Source organism: Geobacillus vulcani PSS1, from assembly GCF_000733845.1.
GTDB classification, from domain to species: Bacteria; Bacillota; Bacilli; order Bacillales; family Anoxybacillaceae; genus Geobacillus; species Geobacillus vulcani.
In genome coordinates, this window is record NZ_JPOI01000001.1 from 2,628,254 (window position 1) to 2,646,588 (window position 18,335).

An 18,335-nucleotide genomic window follows, 5' to 3' on the forward strand; every position below is an offset into this window, starting at 1 on the left:
GCCGATGAAAGTCATTATTGCGGAAAAACCGGACCAAGGGGCGACGCTCGCCTCGATTTTTCAGACGAAAAAACGGCAAGGATATATCGAAATTTTGCCGAATGACTTGTTTCCGGATGGGGCGTATATGACATGGGCGATCGGGCATTTGTTCCAGCTCGCCCCGCCCGAGCGGTACCGCCCGGAGTGGAAACGGTGGACGCTCAACACGTTGCCGATCGTCCCGGAACGGTTCGAGTATGAGATCGAAAAAGCGAAGGCGAAACAGTTTCAAGTGATTAAGGAGTTGCTGCGGAAGCCGGAAGTGACGGAAATCATCCATGCGGGAGACGCCGGGCGCGAGGGGGAGCTCATTGTACGCAACGTGATCCGCCTGAGCGGCGTTAACAAGCCGATCAGGCGGCTTTGGCTGTCATCGTTGACCCCGAAGGCCATCGAAGAAGGGTTTCGCCGTTTGCTTGACGAGCGAACGACGCGTCCGCTCTATGAAGAAGCGTACGCCCGCGCCTGCGCGGATTGGCTCGTCGGCATGAACGCTTCGCGCGTGTACAGCCTGTTGCTGAAAGAGCGCGGGATGAACGATGTGTTCTCCGTCGGGCGCGTGCAGACGCCGACCTTGGCTCTTATTGTCCGGCGCGAGCGGGAAATCGAGCAGTTCCGCTCGGAGCCGTTTTGGGAAGTCGTCGCTTCGTTTGTCATCGGCGACAAGCGCTACGAAGGAAAATGGACGAATGAAAACGGTCAAACGCGTCTCAAGGACGAGGAGATGGCGAAACAAATCGCGGCCTTTTGCCAAGGAAAACGAGCGGAAGTCGCCGACGTCCGCACCGAGCGGAAAACGTATCAGCCGCCGCTGTTGTTCAACCTATCGACGCTGCAGGCGACAGCGAACAAGCTGTACCGCTTCTCGCCGAAAAAAACGCTCGATGTGCTGCAATCGCTCTATCAAAAAGGAATCGTTTCGTACCCGCGTTCGGATTCGATGCATGTGACTAGGGGAGAGGCGGAAACGTTCCCGGCCATTTTGCAAAAACTGTCGTCGTTTCCGGCGTACGCTTCGTATTTTCCGCTGCCGCGGCCGTCGATTTTACAGAATAAACGTTATGTAAACGAGAAAAAAGTGACCGACCACTACGCGATCATCCCGACGGAACAGGTCGTTGACCCGGAGAAGCTGTCGGCCGACGAGCGGAACGTGTACGATTTAGTCGTCCGCCGCTTGATCGCCGCCCACCACCAGGCGGCGGTCATGGATTATACGACCGTCACGACGTTGGTTGACGGTCGGGCTCGCTTCGTTTCCAAAGGAAGGAAGGTCGTTGAGGAGGGGTGGCGCACCGTCATCCGTCCGCATGAGGAGGAGAAAGACGCGGTGCTGCCCCCGCTCGAGCGGGGCGAAGCGGGAGAGGCGGCCGCTGTCAAGGTGAAAGAAGGGAAAACCGAGCCGCCGAAACGGTATACGGAAGGCGAACTCATCACCTTGATGAAAACGGCGGGAACATTTTTGGACGATGAGGAGCTGGAAAAAGTGCTCGCCAAAACGGAAGGGCTCGGCACGGAAGCGACAAGGGCGGCGATCATTACGATGCTGAAGGAACGGAAATACATTGAAGTAAAAAATAACCTCGTCTATCCGACGGACAAGGCGAAAGTATTGATCGAGGCGCTTGGCGGCACGATTCTCGCCTCGCCGGAAATGACAGCGAAATGGGAGCAGCGCCTAAGCGAAATCGGTGAAGGAGCGGCCTCGCCCGCCGCGTTTATGGAACAGGTGAAAAAGCTGGCGCAAAAAGTGGTCGCTGACGCCATCGCCGCCGCCCCAGCTTGGAATTTCAACGGGGTCGACACCGCCTCGATCCAGCGGACGAGAACGAAAAAAACGATCGGTGAGAAGCTCGGGCCGTGCCCGCTTTGCGGAGGGACCGTCATCGACAAAGGAACGTTGTACGGCTGCGACCAGTACGCGAAAACAAAATGCTCGTTTACGATCGCCAAACGCATTCTCGGCAAATCGATTTCGGCGGCCAATGTGAAAAAGCTGCTGGCAAAAGGAAAAACCAATGTCATTAAAGGATTCAAAAAAGGCGGAAAAACGTTTGACGCTGTCCTTGTGTGGAATGAAAACGAGAAGAAATTGTCGTTTCAGTTTCCGAAGCGGTGATGAAGGCAATAGAGGAAGTAGGGGGCGGGGCGCTTGGTGCAAGGGCGGACCGATGGCGTCCCGCCTTTTTTGCCGGTTACTCCGTTTGCGGCTCTTGAATCCGTTCCATCAGCCGCTCCGGCTCGCTTGGCGCGGCAAAACCGAACCGCTCATACAATCCGTGCGCGTCTTTGGTCGCGAGCATCACCTTGCGGACCGCGGCGACATCAGGATGGGCGAGCACGCATGACAACAGCCATTTCCCGAGCCCATGCCCGCGGTATGCTTCATCGATGAACACGTCGCAGAGATAGGCGAATGTCGCCCCATCGGTGATGACGCGCGCCATGCCGATTTGTGCCTCTTCATGAAAAAGAGAAAAGCAAAGCGAATGGTCGAGCGATTTGACGATCGTTTCCCGGCTGCGCTCATTCGCCCAATACGAGCGAGCGAGAAAGCCGTATACGCGCTCAAGCTGCACGCGACGGCGGTCCGTTGTCACGGTAAACGGTCCGTTTTGGTAGTCGATGATCGTCCACATGATCCGGCCTCCTTTTTCATAAATGATACACCGAATCGGATCAGATGGAAACGATTTCGTTTTTAAACAATAATAATATTATGTAAACTAAAATCCCGGCCGTCTCCCTGAAGGCTAGTCAATAGTCGGGCGGCCGGCGGCAAGCAGCGATGCGAGCTGGGCGGTCGGGATAGTCGGTAAAGATCCCGTCCACGCCCATGGCGCATAGGCGCGCCAGATCGTGCGGCGCATTGACGGTATAGACGTGGACGATGAGCCCGCGGCGATGGGCGGCGCGCACTCGCTCTTTGGTGACGGCCGAAAGCGGCAAGCCGATGCCATCGGCGTAGGAGGCGATTTGTCTCAGCCGTTGATCGTTCCAATGTTGCGCTTCTCTTCCGTCGATCAATTGAATGAGCGGAATGCCGCGCGGAATGAGCCGGCGCAGCGCCTCGAGGCTTTTTGGGGAAAACGATTGAAACATGACGCGGTCGGGGCGCAACATGTGATGGCTTTGCAGCAGGTGCGCGACGGCCTTTTCGATGCCGGGCTGTTTCGTTTCGATGTACAACGGGGCTTCCACACGCTCCGCTTTCAACATCTGAATGACCTCATCAAGCGTCGGGACGCGCTCGCCGGCAAAGCGCGGAGCAAACCACGCCCCAGCATCCAACTTTTTGAGCTCACGAATTGAAAAATCGCTGACCTGCCATGGCGATCGGCGCGGATAGACCGTTTCGGCGTTTGTCGTCCGGACGAGTGTGGCATCATGCAAAGCAACGAGCTTCCCGTCTCGGGTTGCCCGCACATCGACTTCGATATAGTCCGCCTGCATGCGGGCGGCGAGGCGGTAGGACGTGAGCGTATGCTCCGGCGCGTGTCCGGATGCGCCGCGGTGAGCGATGATGATCGGTTTCGGCGCGACGGACGGCTGTGCAGCGGTTGATGCGGCGAGGCCGAGCGGCAGGCACAATAACAACAACACATGAGGCCATTGGCGGAGGGCGGCGATTCGGCGCAACGTCGTTCCCCCCCTTTCTGTTTTGCATCATAATGCCCGGATGCGGCAGTTGCAAAGAGTTGGTTAAAACGTGCGGAAAATGCATCTGTATTTTGCCGCATGCAGAAAAATGATATTCGTTTTTTGCGCATAAAGAGCCGATTGGTGCTCCATACTATAAATGGCAATCAACGTTGGGCTATAGCCAAGCGGCAAGGCAACGGACTTTGACTCCGTGATGCGCTCGTTCGAATCCAGCTAGCCCAGCTGAGGCCGGATGGGGCGGCATTCGCCACGTAGCCGGCAGGCAGAAACGGCTTCCGCCATGTCGTGCGGGGCCGTTTTTTCGTTCGCCGGACAGCGGGAACGAGCAAATACTTTCAACGTCCGGTTGTTTAGCAAGACTCCACATCCGATTTTCGAATATAAACAGCGCCGCAAAAAAAAGCGTAGTCGGCAGGACTTTGGCGAATGGCGGCGAATGCAAAAAGGGAAAGGGGAGAGCGACAATGAAAACAGCCGATTTATGCGATGAATTTTTAGACGAGCTGCAAGTATGCGAGGTGCCGTTCCAATCATATGGCGGAAAACAGATGTTTTCCGGGCCGATTGCGACGGTCGACGTGTTTGAGGACAACGTGCTTGTCCGGGAAGCGCTCGAGACCGTTCCAGCGGGGACGGTGCTTGTCATTGACGGAAAAGGGTCGCGCCGCGCCGCGCTATTAGGCGACCGGCTGGCGCAAATCGCTTGCGAGAGGGGGCTTGCTGGCGTCATCATCCACGGCTGCATCCGCGATTCAGCGGAAATTGGCGCCATGCCGATTGGAGTAATGGCGATCGGCACATGTCCCGTGAAAAGCAAAAAAGAAGGAAAAGGCGCCCGCGACGTTGTGCTCGAGTTTGGCGGCGTGCGCTGGGAGCCGGGCGCATACGTGTACGCCGATGCGGACGGCGTTGTCGTCGCGCGCGAAGATTTGTCAGTCAAAAATGGTTGACGGACGCCCCTAGGTTGTACTACGATGAAAACGGATGCTTGTTCCATGACAGTGTAGATATGGCGAAGAACAAACAAGGTGCCTAAGCCTGCTTAGGGGCTTGGGTGAAAAGGGAAGCCCGGTGAAAATCCGGCACGGTGCCCGCCACTGTGATGGGGAGCTTTGCGGCAGCAAGTCACTGAAGGATGCTTCGGGAAGACGCCGCCAAGCGATGATCCTAAGTCAGGAGACCTGCCTTGTTTGGATCGGACGGATGCCTACGGGACTATAGGCAGACGTGCGGGAGAATGATGGCTGCATAAGGCCTGTTTGGGTCGTTTATGACTTTTGTATACATTTTTCTGCACCTCTGCTGTAGAGGTGCTTTTTCTTTTGCCTGAAACCTGCCCGTCTGTCTGCATCTGAATTCTATCATTCTAGCCAAAAGGGGGGATTCGATGGCGACGTGGGACTTAACAGGGATGAAACACCATGTGTTCATTTGCAACGGGGGGACGTGCCTCCGTCATGGCGGGGATGACGTCACGTTGGCGGTCCGTGAAGAGATCACCCGCCTCGGGCTGGATGACCTCGTTCATACGACACGAACGCGCTGCAACGGCCGCTGCCAGGACGCGTGCGTGATGATCGTCTACCCGGACGGCATCTGGTACCGGCAGATGACGCCGGAGAAGGCAAAAGAGGTCATCCATCGCCATTTGCAAAGCGGCGAGCTGCTTCGTACATGGGCGACGTATGAATATTGTGAAGACGGGTTGGCCCGTCTTGACGGGACGGAGTCGGTTATTGGCATTCAAAAGAGGAGGATGTAATGATGGAATGGGCGAGTTATGCAATGTTAGCGATATTTCTCGGCATGCGTCATGGGATGGACAGCGACCATGTTGCGGCCATTGCGGATATGGTCGGAAGCGAGTCGCGGCGAAGACAGCAGTTGGCACTCGGAATCATGTACGCTATTGGACACGGAGCGATCGTGTTTGTCATGGGGATGGCGGCACTCGTAGTTGGTGCTCGGCTTCCCGAGTCGTCAGCCGCCGCCATTGAGCTCTTAGTTGGTGGTACGCTTGTGCTGCTTGGCGGGATGATGCTTTTTTCTCTTTTTCGGCGGGGTGAGGTGAAAAGCCGGTTTCAGCTCCTTTATGAGTTCGGCTATACGGTTACTCGATGGTTGCGGGGAGGGAGAGAAAGGGGCAGTTGCCGTCCTTTTTCGCATGTTGGTTGGGCTGGCGCCTTGATCATCGGCATCATTCATGGCATTGGCGTCGAAAGCCCGACCCAGCTAGCCATTATCACCCGCGCAGCCGGAAAAGTGCATGTGAGCGCCGCTGCCCTTCAGCTTGGGCTGTTTGTCGCCGGCCTGCTCATGGCGACGATGGCCACAGCGGCTGGATTATCATGGGGATTTTGGAAAGCAAAACAACGGGAACGGCTGTTTTATGTCCTTGGTGCGGTCACAGGGATTTACAGCATATGGTTAGGGATGTCGATGATAATCGAGATATGGAGAGGGGGGCTGTAAAGTGAGCGGCAAACTGCTCATTGTCGGCTTCGGCCCAGGCAGTGTTGACCATATGACGAAGCGGGCCCGCGAAGCGATTGAAGAAAGCGACGTCATCATCGGCTATAAAACGTACATCGAACTGGTGCGCGACTTGATTGTTGGCAAGGAAATCATCAGCACCGGCATGACCGAAGAGGTGAGCCGCGCTCAAGCGGCGGTGAAATGGGCGGAGCGCGGCAAAACGGTCGCCGTCATTTCCAGCGGTGACGCCGGGCTGTACGGCATGGCCGGGCTCGTCTACGAAGTGCTGATTGAAAAAGGCTGGACGAAAGACGATCCGATTCAAGTGGAAGTCATCCCGGGCATTTCCGCCATTCACTCGTGCGCCGCTTTGCTTGGGGCGCCGATTATGCACGATGCATGCACGATCAGCTTGAGCGACCATTTGACGCCGTGGGAGATGATTGAAAAGCGGCTCGAAGCCGCGGCGGCGGCCGATTTTGTCATCGCGCTTTACAACCCGAAAAGCGGGCGGCGCACTAGGCAGATTGTGGAAGCGCAGCGCATCCTGCTCCGCCACCGGGCGCCGACGACACCAGTCGGACTAGTGAAAAGCGCGTACCGTGAGCGGCAGCAGATCGTCCTCACCGACTTGGCGCATATGCTTGACCATGAAATCGGCATGTTGACGACGGTCATTATCGGCAATTCGACGACATTCGTTCACGATGGGCTCATGATCACGCCGCGCGGCTACCAGCGCAAGTATCAACTAACCGCGGCCGTCCAGCCGCTCAAGCCGCATGAGCGGCTGCGCAAAGAAGCGGAGCCGTGGGCGCTTGACCAGACGAGACCGCTGAAAGATGAGGACGAAGGAAGCACGGAGGCGCCGAGGGCATCAGCGTCGTCCAAGGAGGCTGTCCTCGCCGGGGGCAGTCAGGAGGATCGTGCTTTCACCACCTGGGCCACCGCGGTTCGCCCCTCGGCTGTTGCCACGGTCGCGAAGGAGGCCGAGCCAACGCCGCCGGCTTCCGTTTTTTCGAATTTTTCCACATCGCTCGCCAACACAGCAGAACGGCAGCCGGCCGCCGCGTCAAAACGGGTGAAAGAAACAGCCGAAGACGCGCTCGCCGCTTTAGAGAGACGGAAAACAAGACAGACAGCCCCCGTGCTGTTCGAAGCCGCCGTGAGTCCGGGCGTGGCCAATAAACAGTTCACTCCGGAACAGCTCATGGTGCTCGCGGAAGTGGTAGGGCCGGATGGAAAAATGACCTACACACCCGATCATTATATGAAAATCGAACGGGTGACGGAAGATCCGGATGGACTGATCGCCCGGCTCGAGGCCGCCGGACTGATGGTCATGCCGATCGGTGATGTGCTGACGGTGAAGGCATGTGATTTTTGCGACGGGGAGAAAAAAGACGCCATTCCGTACGCGGAGGAATTGGCGCGGCGATTGGGCGGCATGGCGTTGCCGAAAGAGTTGAAGCTCGGCATCAACGGCTGCGGGATGGCGTGCTATGGCGCGGTGCGCGAAGACATCGGGCTTGTGTATCGGAAAGGGAAATTTGATTTGTTTTTGGGTGGAAAAACGGTCGGCCGCAACGCCCATCCCGGCCAGCTCGTTGCGGAAGGCATTCCTCCGGAGGAGATGGTGGCGGTTGTGACGGACATCATTGAGCAGTACAAAGAACACGCCCATCCGAATGAACGATTTCATAAATTTTTTGCCCGTGTGAAACAAATCGGCCGCTTTTCGCACGAAGAGGCCAAGACGGCGACGATGATCGAAACGCCGGCATGCGGCGAGTAACCGTCAGATTGAGCGACACGAAAGAGAGGAGAACGAACATGAGAGCTATTTTGTTTGTCGGCCATGGAAGCCGCGACCCGGAAGGGAACGAGCAAGTGGTGCAGTTTGTTGAGCGGCTGCGGCCGCGCCTTGCCGCTTCCTTTCATGTCGAAACGTGCTTCCTTGAATTTGGCCGTCCGTCGATCGGCGAAGGCATCGAACGCTGCGCGGAAGCTGGGGCAACGGAAGTGGCGGTTCTTCCGCTCATTTTATTGCCGGCTGGTCATTCGAAGCTGCATATCCCGGCGGAAATCGACGAGGCGAAAGCACGCTACCCGCATATGGTGTTCCGCTACGGCCGCCCCATCGGCGTTCATGAGCAGACGTTTGTGATTTTGCGCGAACGATTGCAAGAAATCGGCGAACGGCCGGAGCAGCCGGACGACGGAACGGCGGTCATTTTGCTCGGCCGCGGCGGAAGTGACCCGGATGCAAACAGCGATTTGTATAAAATCGCGCGCTTGTTTTGGGAACAGACCGATTATGCGCTCATTGAGCCGGCGTTTATGGGCGTGACCACCCCGTCGCTCGATGATGCCGTCCGCCGCTGTTTGGCTCTTGGAGCGAAACGGATCGTCATCTTGCCGTATTTTTTGTTCACCGGCGTGCTCATCAAGCGGCTCGAGCGGCAAGTGGCGCAATACCAAGCTGAGCACTCGCATATCTCATTTGCGCTTGCCGGCTATTTCGGCTTTCATCCGAAGCTGGAGGCGATCGTGCTTGACCGCCTCAACGAGGTGCTCGGCCAAGCGGTGGCGATGAATTGCGATGTCTGCCAATATCGGCTGCACGCCGCTCACCATCATCACCACCATCACCACCATCACCATCATTAAAGGGGGAAAGCGTCGATGATTTTGATGTTAGCCGGAACAAGCGATGCCCGCGAATTGGCGGTGATGATTCGGCATGCCGGCTATGATGTCGTTGCGACGGTCGTCACCGACCACGCGGCCGAACAGCTCCGGTCGGCTGGCATTCGCGCCCATGTCGGCCGCTTGGATGCGTCCCAGCTTGCCGAGCTGGCCCAAGCTGAGGGGGCCAAAGCGATCGTGGATGCGAGCCATCCGTTTGCCGAAGAAGCGTCGAAAAACGCCATGCAAGCGGCGGCCGCTGCCGGATTGCCGTACATCCGCTACGAACGGCAGGCGTCCTCGTTTTCATCCGAGAAGGTGACATTTGTCGACAGCTATGAAGAAGCGGCTGACTTGGCGGCGGAAAAAGGCGGCGTCGTGATGTTGACGACCGGCAGCAAAACGCTCGACATTTTTGCCGCGAGGCTCATCGGGCGGCCGAACGTCAAGGTGATCGCGCGGATGCTGCCGCGAAAAGACAATCTCGACAAATGCGAGCGGCTCGGGTTTTCCCAAGAGCAGATCGTCATGATGCAAGGGCCGTTTACAAAAGAGCTCGATCGGGCGCTCTACCGCCATTTCGGTGTCACGGTCGTCGTCACGAAAGAAAGCGGCAAAGTCGGGTTTGTCGATGAGAAAATCGCCGCCGCGGAGGAGCTCGGCATCGAGGTCATCGTCATCCGCCGTCCGCGGTTGCCATACGGCATCGTACACCACGATTTTGCCGGCGTGCTCGAGGCGTTGAAGCAGCACGCGCCGCTTCCAACCGTGTGAAGAAAGGGCTTCTAGCGGCCGCTCATGCAAGCGATCATAAGGAAGAAAGGAGAAAATTGGAATGGAATTCCATACCACATTTCGTCCGGCGACGGTGCAGCCGGAACAAATTGAAGCGCGCAGCTTTCAAATCATTGACGAAGAGATCGGCGAGCATTCGTTTACGGAAGAACAATACCGAATCGTTCAGCGCGTCATCCATGCCTCAGCTGATTTTGAGCTGGGAAAAAGCCTCCTTTTCCATCCGGATGCCATTCGTTCAGGCATTGACGCCATTCGCCAAGGCAAGCCCGTCGTCGCCGATGTGCAGATGGTGCAAGCTGGCGTTAATCAAGCGCGCCTTGCGAAATTCGGGAGTTCGGTGCGCGTGTATATTTCCGATGAAGACGTCATCGCCGAAGCGAAGCGGCTCAATACGACAAGGGCGATCATCGCCATGCGCAAAGCGGTGAAAGAAGCGGAAGGCGGCATTTTTGCCATCGGCAACGCGCCGACCGCGCTGTTGGAGCTCATTCGCCTCATCAAAGAAGGAGAGGCGCGGCCCGGATTGGTAATCGGCTTGCCGGTCGGATTCGTTTCGGCGGCGGAATCGAAAGAAGAATTGGCGAAGCTCGATGTGCCGTTTATCACCAACCGCGGTCGCAAAGGAGGAAGCACGGTGACCGTCGCCGCCTTGAACGCTTTATCGCTGCTGGCCGAGCGAGCGTGACGCACGATGGAAACAAAAAAAACACTGCGTGAAGGGTATACGACCGGATCGTGCGCAACAGCCGCCACGAAGGCCGCGCTCAAGGCGCTTATCACGGGCGAGGCCCAGACGGAGGCGACGATCCGTCTGCCGATCGGGCGGGTGGTGACCTTTTCGCTTGCCTCTTGTTCGTTCAATGGTGAAACGGCGACGGCGGCCGTTGTGAAAGACGGCGGCGATGATCCGGATGCGACGCATGGCGCGCTCATCGTTTCCACTGTTTCGTGGACTTCGTCGCCGGGCGTTCATATCGATGGCGGTGAAGGGGTCGGGCGCGTCACCAAACCCGGCTTGCCGGTGCCGGTCGGGGAAGCGGCGATCAATCCCGTGCCGCGCAAAATGATTCATGAAGCCGTCAACGAAGTGCTCAAGCAACACGGCATCGACCGCGGGGTGAACGTTGTCATTTCCGTGCCGGGCGGCGAAGAGATTGCGAAAAAAACGTTGAATGCTCGTCTTGGGATCATCGGCGGCATTTCGATTTTAGGGACGCGCGGCATCGTCGTTCCGTTTTCCACTGCCGCTTATCGGGCGAGCATCGTGCAGGCGCTTCAAGTGGCGAAGGCGAACGGCTGTCGCCATGTCGTCATTACGACCGGGGGGCGGAGCGAGAAATACGCCATGCAAGAATATCCCCATTTGCCGGAAGAAGCGTTTATTGAAATGGGCGACTTTGTCGGTTTTACGCTCAAACAATGCAAACGTCTTGGCATTAGGACGGTGTCGATGGTTGGGATGATGGGAAAATTTTCGAAAGTCGCCCAAGGGGTGATGATGGTGCACTCGAAAAGTGCTCCGGTTGACTTCGGTTTTTTGGCAGCGCTCGCTCGACAAGCCGGGGCTTCCGAGGAGCTGGTTGACGCCGTGCGAGGGGCGAATACGGCGGCGCAAGTCGGCGACATGATGCAAGAAGCCGGTTGCACGAAGTTTTTCGAGTTGTTGTGCGCGGCGTGCTGCCAGGCGGCGCTCAACGAAGTCGGAGGTGGTCTGACGGTGGCTGCGTCCATTTACACGATGAACGGACAACGATTAGGAAAGGCGGTGCTGTTGGATGGCGACGATGAAGTTGATCGGAGTGGGAGCTGACGGGCCAGTGAGCCTTCCCGATCTATATCAGCGCTGGATCATGGAAAGCGAGCTGCTCGTCGGTGGCGAACGGCAGCTGGCGATGTTTCCGGCATATCAAGGAGAAACGATCGTGATTCGCAGCGGGCTGAGCGAGCTCGTCGAGCGACTCCGTCATGAGACGCGCCGGACGGTTGTGTTAGCTTCCGGTGATCCGCTCTTTTATGGAATCGGCAGCTATTTGGCCGGCAAGCTGCCGATTGACGTGTATCCGGCCGTCAGCTCGGTGCAATGGGCGTTTGCCAAAATGGGGGAATCATGGCAGGATGCCGCGTTCATCAGTGTGCACGGCCGGCCGTTGACTGGACTCGCCCAACGCATTGATGGACAGCGCAAAGTGGCCATTTTAACCGATGAGACCAATTCGCCGGCTGTGATCGCCCGCTACTTGCTTGAATACGGCATGACGGAGTATGAGGCGTTTGTCGGCGAGGAGCTCGGCGGACCGAATGAGCGTTGCCGGTTTTTCAAGCTAGAGGAAATGGTGGAAGCCGAGTTTCTTCCATTAAATATAGTCGTGCTGCGGAGGACGGCGCCCAGTCCTTCTTGGCCGCTCGGCATTGAGGATGACGAGTTTTTTCAGCGCAAACCAGACAAAGGGTTGATTACGAAAAAAGAAGTGCGCGTGCTCAGCTTGAGTGCTTTGCGCTTGCGCCCGGACAGCGTCGTCTGGGATATCGGCACGTGCACCGGTTCGGTGGCCATTGAAGCGGCGAAAATCGCCCGCGACGGGGCAGTGTTTGCGATTGAAAAAAATGAACACGATGTGGAGATTTGCCGGCAAAACTTGCGCAAATTCCGCGTTGACATCACGCTTGTGCACGGCAAGGCCCCTGATCGGCTTGATGAGTTTGCTGACCCGGATGCCATCTTTATCGGCGGCACGTCAGGGGCGATGGCGCCGCTGTTGGACGTCTGTGCGAAACGGTTGAAGAAAAACGGGCGCATCGTGATCAACGCGGCGACGGTTGAGACGCTTGCCGAAGCGAGCCGCGAACTGCGCAGCCGTGGGTTTCATGTTGACATCACGCTTGCGCAAGTGTCGCGAAGCAAGCCGATTTTAGAGTTGACGCGTTTTGAGGCGCTCAATCCGGTGTATATCATAACAGCCAAGCGGGAGGGAGACGAATGACCGGCACGTTGTACGGCGTTGGCGTCGGCCCGGGCGATCCTGAGCTCATGACGGTGAAGGCGTATCGCCGCCTGAAAGAAGCGGACGTCATCGCGTATCCGAAAAAGGGACGGCAAAGCAAAAGTTACGCGGAACAAATTGTTGACGCCTATTTTGCTCCGGATGAAAAGCGGCGTCTCGGCTTGCATTTTCCGATGACAAAAGACCCAGCTGTGCTTGAGCCGAAGTGGAACGAGGCGGCGGATGCCATCTGGGCGGAATTGTCGGCCGGGCGCGATGTGGCGTTTGTGACCGAAGGCGATCCGCTGCTGTACAGCACGTTCATCCATTTGATGCGCGTGATGGCACAGCGTTATCCAGAAGCGCCGATTGAAGTCATCCCCGGCGTCAGTTCGGCGAACGCAGCTGCCGCTCGGCTGCGTCTGCCGTTGGCGGATGGGGATGAAACCGTGGCGATCGTGCCGGCGCGCGATGATTATGAGGCGATGAAAGCCGCCCTTCTTCGACACGATTGCGTCGTTTTTTTTAAGGTGGCGAAAGTGATCGATCTCCTGATCGACTTGCTGCGCGAGCTCGATTTGCTTCAGCGCGCCGCCGTCATCACGAAGGTGACGTCCGGCGAGGAAGTGGTGTGGAACGTTGAGGAATTGGACGGCGCGACGCTGGAATATTTGACATTGATGGTGGTGAGAAAGTGAAGCTGTATATCGTAGGGGCGGGGCCGGGAGCGCCGGACTTGATCACCGTCCGCGGCGCCGAGCTTTTGGCTGCGGCGGATGCCATTTTTTACACCGATTCGTTGGTGAGCGAGGAATTGATTGAACGCTACCGGAAGCCGGATGCTGACGTTTTTCATACCGCCGGCATGCATTTAGAAGAAATGGTCGCGGCGATGGTGGAACAAGCGAAACAAGGCCGGCTTGTCGTGCGTGTCCATACCGGTGATCCATCGATTTACGGGGCAACGCTTGAGCAAATCGCTTTGTTGAAAGAAGAAGGAATGGAAGTGGAAATCGTCCCCGGCGTCAGTTCGGCGTTTGCCGCCGCGGCAGCTGTGCAGTCGGAGCTCACCGTCCCGGAATTGACGCAAACCGTCATTTTCACCCGCGCTGAGGGGCGGACGCCGATGCCGCCGCGCGAGAAATTGCAAGAACTGGCCAAACATCATTGCACCCTTGTCCTCTTTTTAAGCGCAACGTTGGCAAAAAAAGTAAGAGCGGCGCTCCTTGAAGCGGGCTGGAGCGGTGAGACGCCCGTCGTGATCGTCTATAAGGCGACGTGGCCGGATGAGATGGTGATTCGCTCTACCGTTGCCGCCATGGCTGACGATATGCGGCGCCATGGCGTGACGAAACACGCCATCATGTTGGCCGGTTGGGCGCTCGATCCTCATGTTCATGAGCGCGGCTACCGTTCGAAGCTATACGACCGCACGTTTACGCATGGATACCGGAAGGGGGAGAAGTAAGGTGAGCACTGTTGCCGCCAACAACGAAAGAAACGGCGTCTATGCCGTCGTGGCCATTACAAAACACGGGGTTGAGATCGCCCGACGTCTTGGCGGTGCTCTTGCGGGAGCGGACGTTTATTATACGGATAAATTCGCCCGCGGCGATGAAGCCAAGTATGGAATCCGCCTGTTTTCCGGCAACGTTAAGACGCTGCTGCCGGAACTGTTCGCCCGCTATGACGGCCTTATTTGCATCATTTCGCTTGGCGCCGTCGTGCGGATGATCGCCCCGCTGTTAAAAGACAAAAAGACCGATCCCGCGGTCGTTGTCATCGATGATAAGGCGGAGCATGTGATCAGCGTGCTGTCCGGTCATTTAGGCGGGGCGAACGACTTGACGCGGCGCGTCGCTGCGATTCTTGGCGCCCGCCCGGTGATTACGACCGCTTCTGATGTGCAGCAGACGATCGCCGTTGATTTGTTCGGCCGCGAGTTTGGCTGGGAATGGGAGTCGGATGACAAACTGACGCCGGTGAGCGCTGCGGTCGTGAACGAAGAGCCGGTGGCGATCGTGCAAGAGTCGGGGGAACCCGATTGGTGGCCGGAGGGGCGGCCGCTGCCGAAAAACATCACCGTGTACGGCTCAATCGCGGAGGCGCTTGCCGCTCGTCCGGCGGCCGCGCTTGTGGTCACCCATCGTCTGCTTGAGCCGGAAGAAGAGGCGATTTTGCAAAACGGTGTGCTGTACCGCCCGAAGGTGATCGCCCTTGGCATCGGCTGCAACCGCGGCACAGCGGCTGATGAAATCGAAGCGGTCATCCTCGAGACGCTCAATGAGCTGCGTTTTTCGCTCAAAAGCGTCAAAGCGCTGTGCACGATCGACCTGAAAAAAGACGAGCCTGGGCTTCGCGAAGTTGTCGGCAAATACGGCTGGGAGTTCGTCACGTACACGCCAGAGGAGCTGAACACGGTGCCAATCGAAGCGCCGTCCGAGACCGTCTACCGCTACACCGGCGCGTATGGGGTGAGCGAGCCGGCGGCGAAATTGTACAGCGGGGCCGAGCGGATGGCGCTCGTAAAAAAGAAATCGGGCAATGTGACGATTTCGGTGGCGTTGATTCGCCATGGACGAGGAAAGGGGAGCGAGTCATGCGACGATTGGTCATCGCCGCCCCGGGAAGCGGCGCCGGCAAAACGACCGTGACGCTCGGCTTGATGGCGGCGCTGAAGCAGCGAGGATATACGGTGCAAGGGTTTAAATGCGGCCCGGACTACATCGACCCGACTTACCATACGGCGGTTACCGGCCGGCCGGCGCGCAACTTGGACAGCTGGATGATGGGAAGCGAAGCGGTCAAAACGGTGCTCGCCAACGGCTGTCAAGGAGCGGATATCGCCATCATCGAGGGGGTGATGGGGCTGTTTGACGGGAAACAGCCGCTCTCCGATGAAGGATCGACGGCGGAGATTGCGGTGCTGACGAAAAGCCCGGTGCTGCTTGTCGTTGATTGTTCCGGCATGGCCCGCAGCGCTGCCGCCATCGTCCGCGGCTTTCAGACGTTTCGTCCCGACGTGCACATTGCTGGCGTATTTGCCAACCGTGTCGGCAGCGAAGGGCATTTCCGGCTCGTCAAAGCGGCGGTCGAGCAAACGTGCGGAGTGCCGGTCATCGGGTTTCTTACGCAAGACGAAGCGTTGGCGCTGCCGGAGCGCCATTTAGGGCTTGTGCCGTCGGTGGAGCGCGGCGAGCTGGATGCGTTTTTTGCCGAACTGGGCCGGAAGGTTGCACAGGCGGTCGATTGGGATGCTTTGCTTCGCATCGCCGACGCCCCGCTGCTTCGGGAGCTGCGCCCGCTCTTTCGACCGGTCCGGCGCTATCGGGTGCGTCTTGCTGTCGCGAAAGACGCCGCCTTCCATTTTTACTATCCCGAAAATCTGGAGATGCTTTCTGCCTGCGGCGCGGAGCTTGTCTACTTTTCCCCGCTCGCCGGCGAACCGCTTCCGGATGGGGTGAACGGCTTGTACATCGGCGGCGGGTTTCCGGAAGAGTTTGCCGCCGTGCTTGCCAAGCAAACTGCGGTCAAACAGTCGATCCGCGCCGCCATCGAACGCGGGGTGCCGACGCTCGCCGAATGCGGTGGGTTTATGTTTCTCACGGAACAGCTTGTCGCGACGGACGGCACGGCCTATGAGATGGCCGGCGTCATTCCGGGGCGGGTCGTGATGAAAACGAAGCTTGCGGCCCTCGGGTACCGTGAAGTGCACGGAAGAAGAGGAAACTTTCTTTTGTCGGAAGGGGAGCGGGCGCGCGGCCATGAGTTTCACTATTCCGTGTACGAACCGCGGGGCGAGGTGCCGTTTGCCTACGAAACGAGCGGCCGGAAAGGAACAAAACCGGATGGTTATTTGGCGCACCGTCTTGTCGCCGGCTACGTCCACTTCCATTTTGCGTCCGCCCCAGCGATGGTCGAGCGGTGGCTCTCCGAATGTGAGAAGGTGACCGCCAATGGGTAAGGCGTTGCCAATCATGTTTCAAGGCACTCATTCCGATGCCGGCAAAAGCGTGATCGCCACCGCCTTTTGCCGCCTGTTCGCCCAAGACGGCTGGAAGACGGCGCCGTTCAAGTCGCAAAATATGTCGTTAAACTCCTATGTGACGCCGGACGGGAAAGAAATCGGGCGGGCGCAAGGCATTCAAGCCGAAGCGGCTGGCGTGCCGGCCCGCGCCGAGATGAACCCGATTTTGATTAAGCCAAGCCGCGAACATGAAGCGCAAATCGTTGTGCTCGGCAAACCGTACGGCAATATGCAGGCGTTCGCTTATCGGAACGAGTTTTTCCATCAAGGGCTGGCCGTCATCCACCAGTCGCTTGAAACGTTGATGAACGAGTATGACCGAATTGTCATGGAAGGAGCGGGAAGCCCGGCGGAAGTCAACTTAAACGACCGCGAGCTGGTCAACATGCGCATCGCCCGTCTCGCCAACGCCCCGGTCGTGTTGATCGGCGATATTGAGCGGGGCGGGGTGTTCGCGAGCCTCGTTGGGACGCTGGCGCTGCTTGAGCCTGAAGACCGAAAGCGGGTCATTGGCGTCATCATTAACAAGTTTCGCGGCGATGTGGCGCTATTGCAGCCGGGGCTTGATTGGTTTGAGCAACATACTGGCGTGCCGGTGCTCGGCGTCGTCCCGTATTTGCCCGATTTGGCGATCGATGCTGAAGATTCGCTGGCGCTTGAACGGTTTGCCGCATCGTCCGACGATCATAGGGCGATTGATATTGCGGTGATCCGCTGTCCGAAAATCGCCAATTTCACCGACATCGACCCGCTGTTGGCAGAACCGGACTGCCGCGTCCGGTTGGTGACGCACGCCGCCGAACTTGGCGAGCCGGATGTGATCGTGCTTCCCGGCAGCAAAAACACGATCGAAGATTTGATTTATATGAAAAAACGGGGGCTCACCTCCCGCATCGTGTCACTTGCTAGTGAGGGGAAAACAAAAGTCGTCGGTTTATGCGGCGGCTACCAAATGCTTGGCGCCGTCATCCGCGATCCATATGGAGTGGAAACGCCGCTTCCGGAAGTCGCGGGGCTCGGGCTGCTTCCGGTGGAGACAACGCTCGAGCGGACGAAAATCACGGTCCGTTCCGAAGGAGTGCTTACATGGGAAGGCGAGCGATTTGCCGTGCAAGGATACGAGATTCATATGGGCCGCTCGGCGCCGCTTCCTGGTTATGCGCCGCTCATTGAAGCGGATGGCCGCCATGAAGGGGCGAAGCGCAGTGATGAGCGGGTGCTGGGCACGTACATGCATGATTTGTTTCACAATGATGCGTTCCGCACCGCGTTTCTCAACAGTATTCGCCGCCACAAAGGAATCGCTCCTTCTGGCGTCCGGCTCTTTCGATCGCTCAAAGAAAAGGCGTTTGACCGGCTTGCCGCCCATGTCCGCGAGCATGTCGACGTCGGGCGGATCGAACAGATGATGCGTCAATTTCAGCAACAATGAGCGATATGGAAAACGATCATTGCGGTATGGATGAACGGGCGAAACTGACCGTTTTTACAGGACCTGCGAGCGAGAAAGCCCGCTCCTTTAGGGGTGGGATGAAAGCGAGCCGTTTTCTTATAACGGTATTCTGTAATCGCCGCAAGGAGGTGAATCCATGCCCACGATCACACGTTCGGTCTCCCGTCGCGCTAAGGCGTGACGAAGGAAAGCTGCTTTTTCGTTCCCA

Annotated in this window: 17 protein-coding genes, 1 tRNA gene and 1 riboswitch; of the genes, 16 read left to right on the forward strand and 2 right to left on the reverse strand. The window is 57.8% G+C overall.

Translation table 11 applies throughout. The annotated features are described in order from the left end of the window. Positions 1-4: 4 nt before the first annotated feature. Positions 5-2,161, forward strand: coding sequence for a DNA topoisomerase III (locus N685_RS0114035; protein ID WP_031409354.1), 2,157 nt, complete (start codon positions 5-7; stop codon positions 2,159-2,161). Between the two features lie 76 nt (positions 2,162-2,237). Here the strand turns inward: N685_RS0114035 and N685_RS0114040 are convergent, their stop codons facing one another. Beyond that, complete coding sequence (locus N685_RS0114040; RefSeq protein ID WP_031409356.1) at positions 2,238-2,681, reverse strand: GNAT family N-acetyltransferase; 444 nt, start codon at positions 2,679-2,681, stop codon at positions 2,238-2,240. Positions 2,682-2,799: 118 nt separating this feature from the next. Next, a complete protein-coding gene (locus tag N685_RS0114045) occupies positions 2,800-3,681 on the reverse strand; it encodes a glycerophosphodiester phosphodiesterase family protein (RefSeq protein WP_031409358.1) in 882 nt (293 codons plus the stop codon). Positions 3,682-3,855: 174 nt separating this feature from the next. Here N685_RS0114045 and N685_RS0114055 point away from each other — a divergent pair. The 15 genes from N685_RS0114055 (at position 3,856) to N685_RS0114125 (ending at position 18,106) form a co-directional block, all read left to right on the forward strand. Then, a tRNA-Gln gene (locus N685_RS0114055) sits at positions 3,856-3,927 on the forward strand. Between the two features lie 242 nt (positions 3,928-4,169). Beyond that, entirely contained in the window at positions 4,170-4,655 is a 486-nt protein-coding gene (rraA, locus tag N685_RS0114060) for a ribonuclease E activity regulator RraA (protein ID WP_031409360.1), read from the forward strand. 59 nt (positions 4,656-4,714) lie between these two features. Beyond that, a riboswitch (cobalamin riboswitch) is annotated at positions 4,715-4,908 on the forward strand. Between the two features lie 184 nt (positions 4,909-5,092). Then, positions 5,093-5,467 (forward strand): (2Fe-2S) ferredoxin domain-containing protein, encoded by a 375-nt coding sequence (locus N685_RS0114065; protein ID WP_031409362.1) that lies wholly within the window; start codon positions 5,093-5,095, stop codon positions 5,465-5,467. Positions 5,468-5,469: 2 nt separating this feature from the next. Continuing rightward, positions 5,470-6,177 carry a HoxN/HupN/NixA family nickel/cobalt transporter gene (locus N685_RS0114070; protein WP_237746911.1) on the forward strand — a complete coding sequence of 236 codons (708 nt, stop codon included), beginning with the start codon at positions 5,470-5,472 and terminating at the stop codon, positions 6,175-6,177. Between the two features lies 1 nt (position 6,178). After that, complete coding sequence (gene cobJ / locus N685_RS0114075; RefSeq protein WP_031409366.1) at positions 6,179-7,975, forward strand: precorrin-3B C(17)-methyltransferase; 1,797 nt, start codon at positions 6,179-6,181, stop codon at positions 7,973-7,975. Positions 7,976-8,013: 38 nt separating this feature from the next. After that, positions 8,014-8,850, forward strand: a complete 837-nt coding sequence (locus N685_RS0114080; protein ID WP_031409368.1) for a sirohydrochlorin chelatase — start codon at positions 8,014-8,016, stop codon at positions 8,848-8,850. 15 nt (positions 8,851-8,865) lie between these two features. Further along, positions 8,866-9,642: a precorrin-6A reductase gene (cobK, locus tag N685_RS0114085; protein WP_031409370.1), complete on the forward strand. Its 777-nt coding sequence runs from the start codon at positions 8,866-8,868 to the stop codon at positions 9,640-9,642. Positions 9,643-9,703: 61 nt separating this feature from the next. Next, entirely contained in the window at positions 9,704-10,351 is a 648-nt protein-coding gene (locus tag N685_RS0114090) for a precorrin-8X methylmutase (protein ID WP_031409372.1), read from the forward strand. A gap of 6 nt (positions 10,352-10,357) precedes the next feature. Then, positions 10,358-11,476 (forward strand): cobalt-precorrin-5B (C(1))-methyltransferase, encoded by a 1,119-nt coding sequence (locus N685_RS0114095; protein ID WP_031410596.1) that lies wholly within the window; start codon positions 10,358-10,360, stop codon positions 11,474-11,476. Then, complete coding sequence (locus N685_RS0114100) at positions 11,442-12,647, forward strand: bifunctional cobalt-precorrin-7 (C(5))-methyltransferase/cobalt-precorrin-6B (C(15))-methyltransferase (RefSeq protein ID WP_031409374.1); 1,206 nt, start codon at positions 11,442-11,444, stop codon at positions 12,645-12,647. The genes N685_RS0114095 and N685_RS0114100 overlap by 35 nt, the downstream gene beginning before the upstream one ends. Beyond that, entirely contained in the window at positions 12,644-13,345 is a 702-nt protein-coding gene (gene cobI / locus N685_RS0114105) for a precorrin-2 C(20)-methyltransferase (protein ID WP_031409376.1), read from the forward strand. The genes N685_RS0114100 and cobI overlap by 4 nt, the downstream gene beginning before the upstream one ends. Beyond that, entirely contained in the window at positions 13,342-14,115 is a 774-nt protein-coding gene (gene cobM / locus N685_RS0114110; protein WP_031409378.1) for a precorrin-4 C(11)-methyltransferase, read from the forward strand. Before cobI ends, cobM begins: the two co-directional genes overlap by 4 nt. Position 14,116: 1 nt before the next feature. Beyond that, entirely contained in the window at positions 14,117-15,301 is a 1,185-nt protein-coding gene (locus N685_RS0114115; protein WP_031409380.1) for a cobalt-precorrin 5A hydrolase, read from the forward strand. Then, positions 15,247-16,611 (forward strand): cobyrinate a,c-diamide synthase, encoded by a 1,365-nt coding sequence (locus N685_RS0114120; RefSeq protein ID WP_031409381.1) that lies wholly within the window; start codon positions 15,247-15,249, stop codon positions 16,609-16,611. Before N685_RS0114115 ends, N685_RS0114120 begins: the two co-directional genes overlap by 55 nt. Next, complete coding sequence (locus N685_RS0114125; protein ID WP_031409384.1) at positions 16,604-18,106, forward strand: cobyric acid synthase; 1,503 nt, start codon at positions 16,604-16,606, stop codon at positions 18,104-18,106. The genes N685_RS0114120 and N685_RS0114125 overlap by 8 nt, the downstream gene beginning before the upstream one ends. Positions 18,107-18,335: the final 229 nt, after the last annotated feature.

Bases quoted from the DNA above. Each gene is read 5' to 3' on its own strand.
- N685_RS0114035 (WP_031409354.1), top strand. From the start codon at position 5: ATGAAAGTCATTATTGCGGAAAAACCGGACCAAGGGGCGACGCTCGCC.
- N685_RS0114040 (WP_031409356.1), bottom strand. From the start codon at position 2,681: ATGTGGACGATCATCGACTACCAAAACGGACCGTTTACCGTGACAACG.
- rraA (WP_031409360.1), top strand. From the start codon at position 4,170: ATGAAAACAGCCGATTTATGCGATGAATTTTTAGACGAGCTGCAAGTA.
- N685_RS0114065 (WP_031409362.1), top strand. From the start codon at position 5,093: ATGGCGACGTGGGACTTAACAGGGATGAAACACCATGTGTTCATTTGC.
- N685_RS0114070 (WP_237746911.1), top strand. From the start codon at position 5,470: ATGGAATGGGCGAGTTATGCAATGTTAGCGATATTTCTCGGCATGCGT.
- N685_RS0114080 (WP_031409368.1), top strand. From the start codon at position 8,014: ATGAGAGCTATTTTGTTTGTCGGCCATGGAAGCCGCGACCCGGAAGGG.
- cobK (WP_031409370.1), top strand. From the start codon at position 8,866: ATGATTTTGATGTTAGCCGGAACAAGCGATGCCCGCGAATTGGCGGTG.
- N685_RS0114090 (WP_031409372.1), top strand. From the start codon at position 9,704: ATGGAATTCCATACCACATTTCGTCCGGCGACGGTGCAGCCGGAACAA.
- N685_RS0114095 (WP_031410596.1), top strand. From the start codon at position 10,358: ATGGAAACAAAAAAAACACTGCGTGAAGGGTATACGACCGGATCGTGC.
- N685_RS0114100 (WP_031409374.1), top strand. From the start codon at position 11,442: ATGGCGACGATGAAGTTGATCGGAGTGGGAGCTGACGGGCCAGTGAGC.
- cobI (WP_031409376.1), top strand. From the start codon at position 12,644: ATGACCGGCACGTTGTACGGCGTTGGCGTCGGCCCGGGCGATCCTGAG.
- N685_RS0114120 (WP_031409381.1), top strand. From the start codon at position 15,247: ATGCGACGATTGGTCATCGCCGCCCCGGGAAGCGGCGCCGGCAAAACG.
- N685_RS0114125 (WP_031409384.1), top strand. From the start codon at position 16,604: ATGGGTAAGGCGTTGCCAATCATGTTTCAAGGCACTCATTCCGATGCC.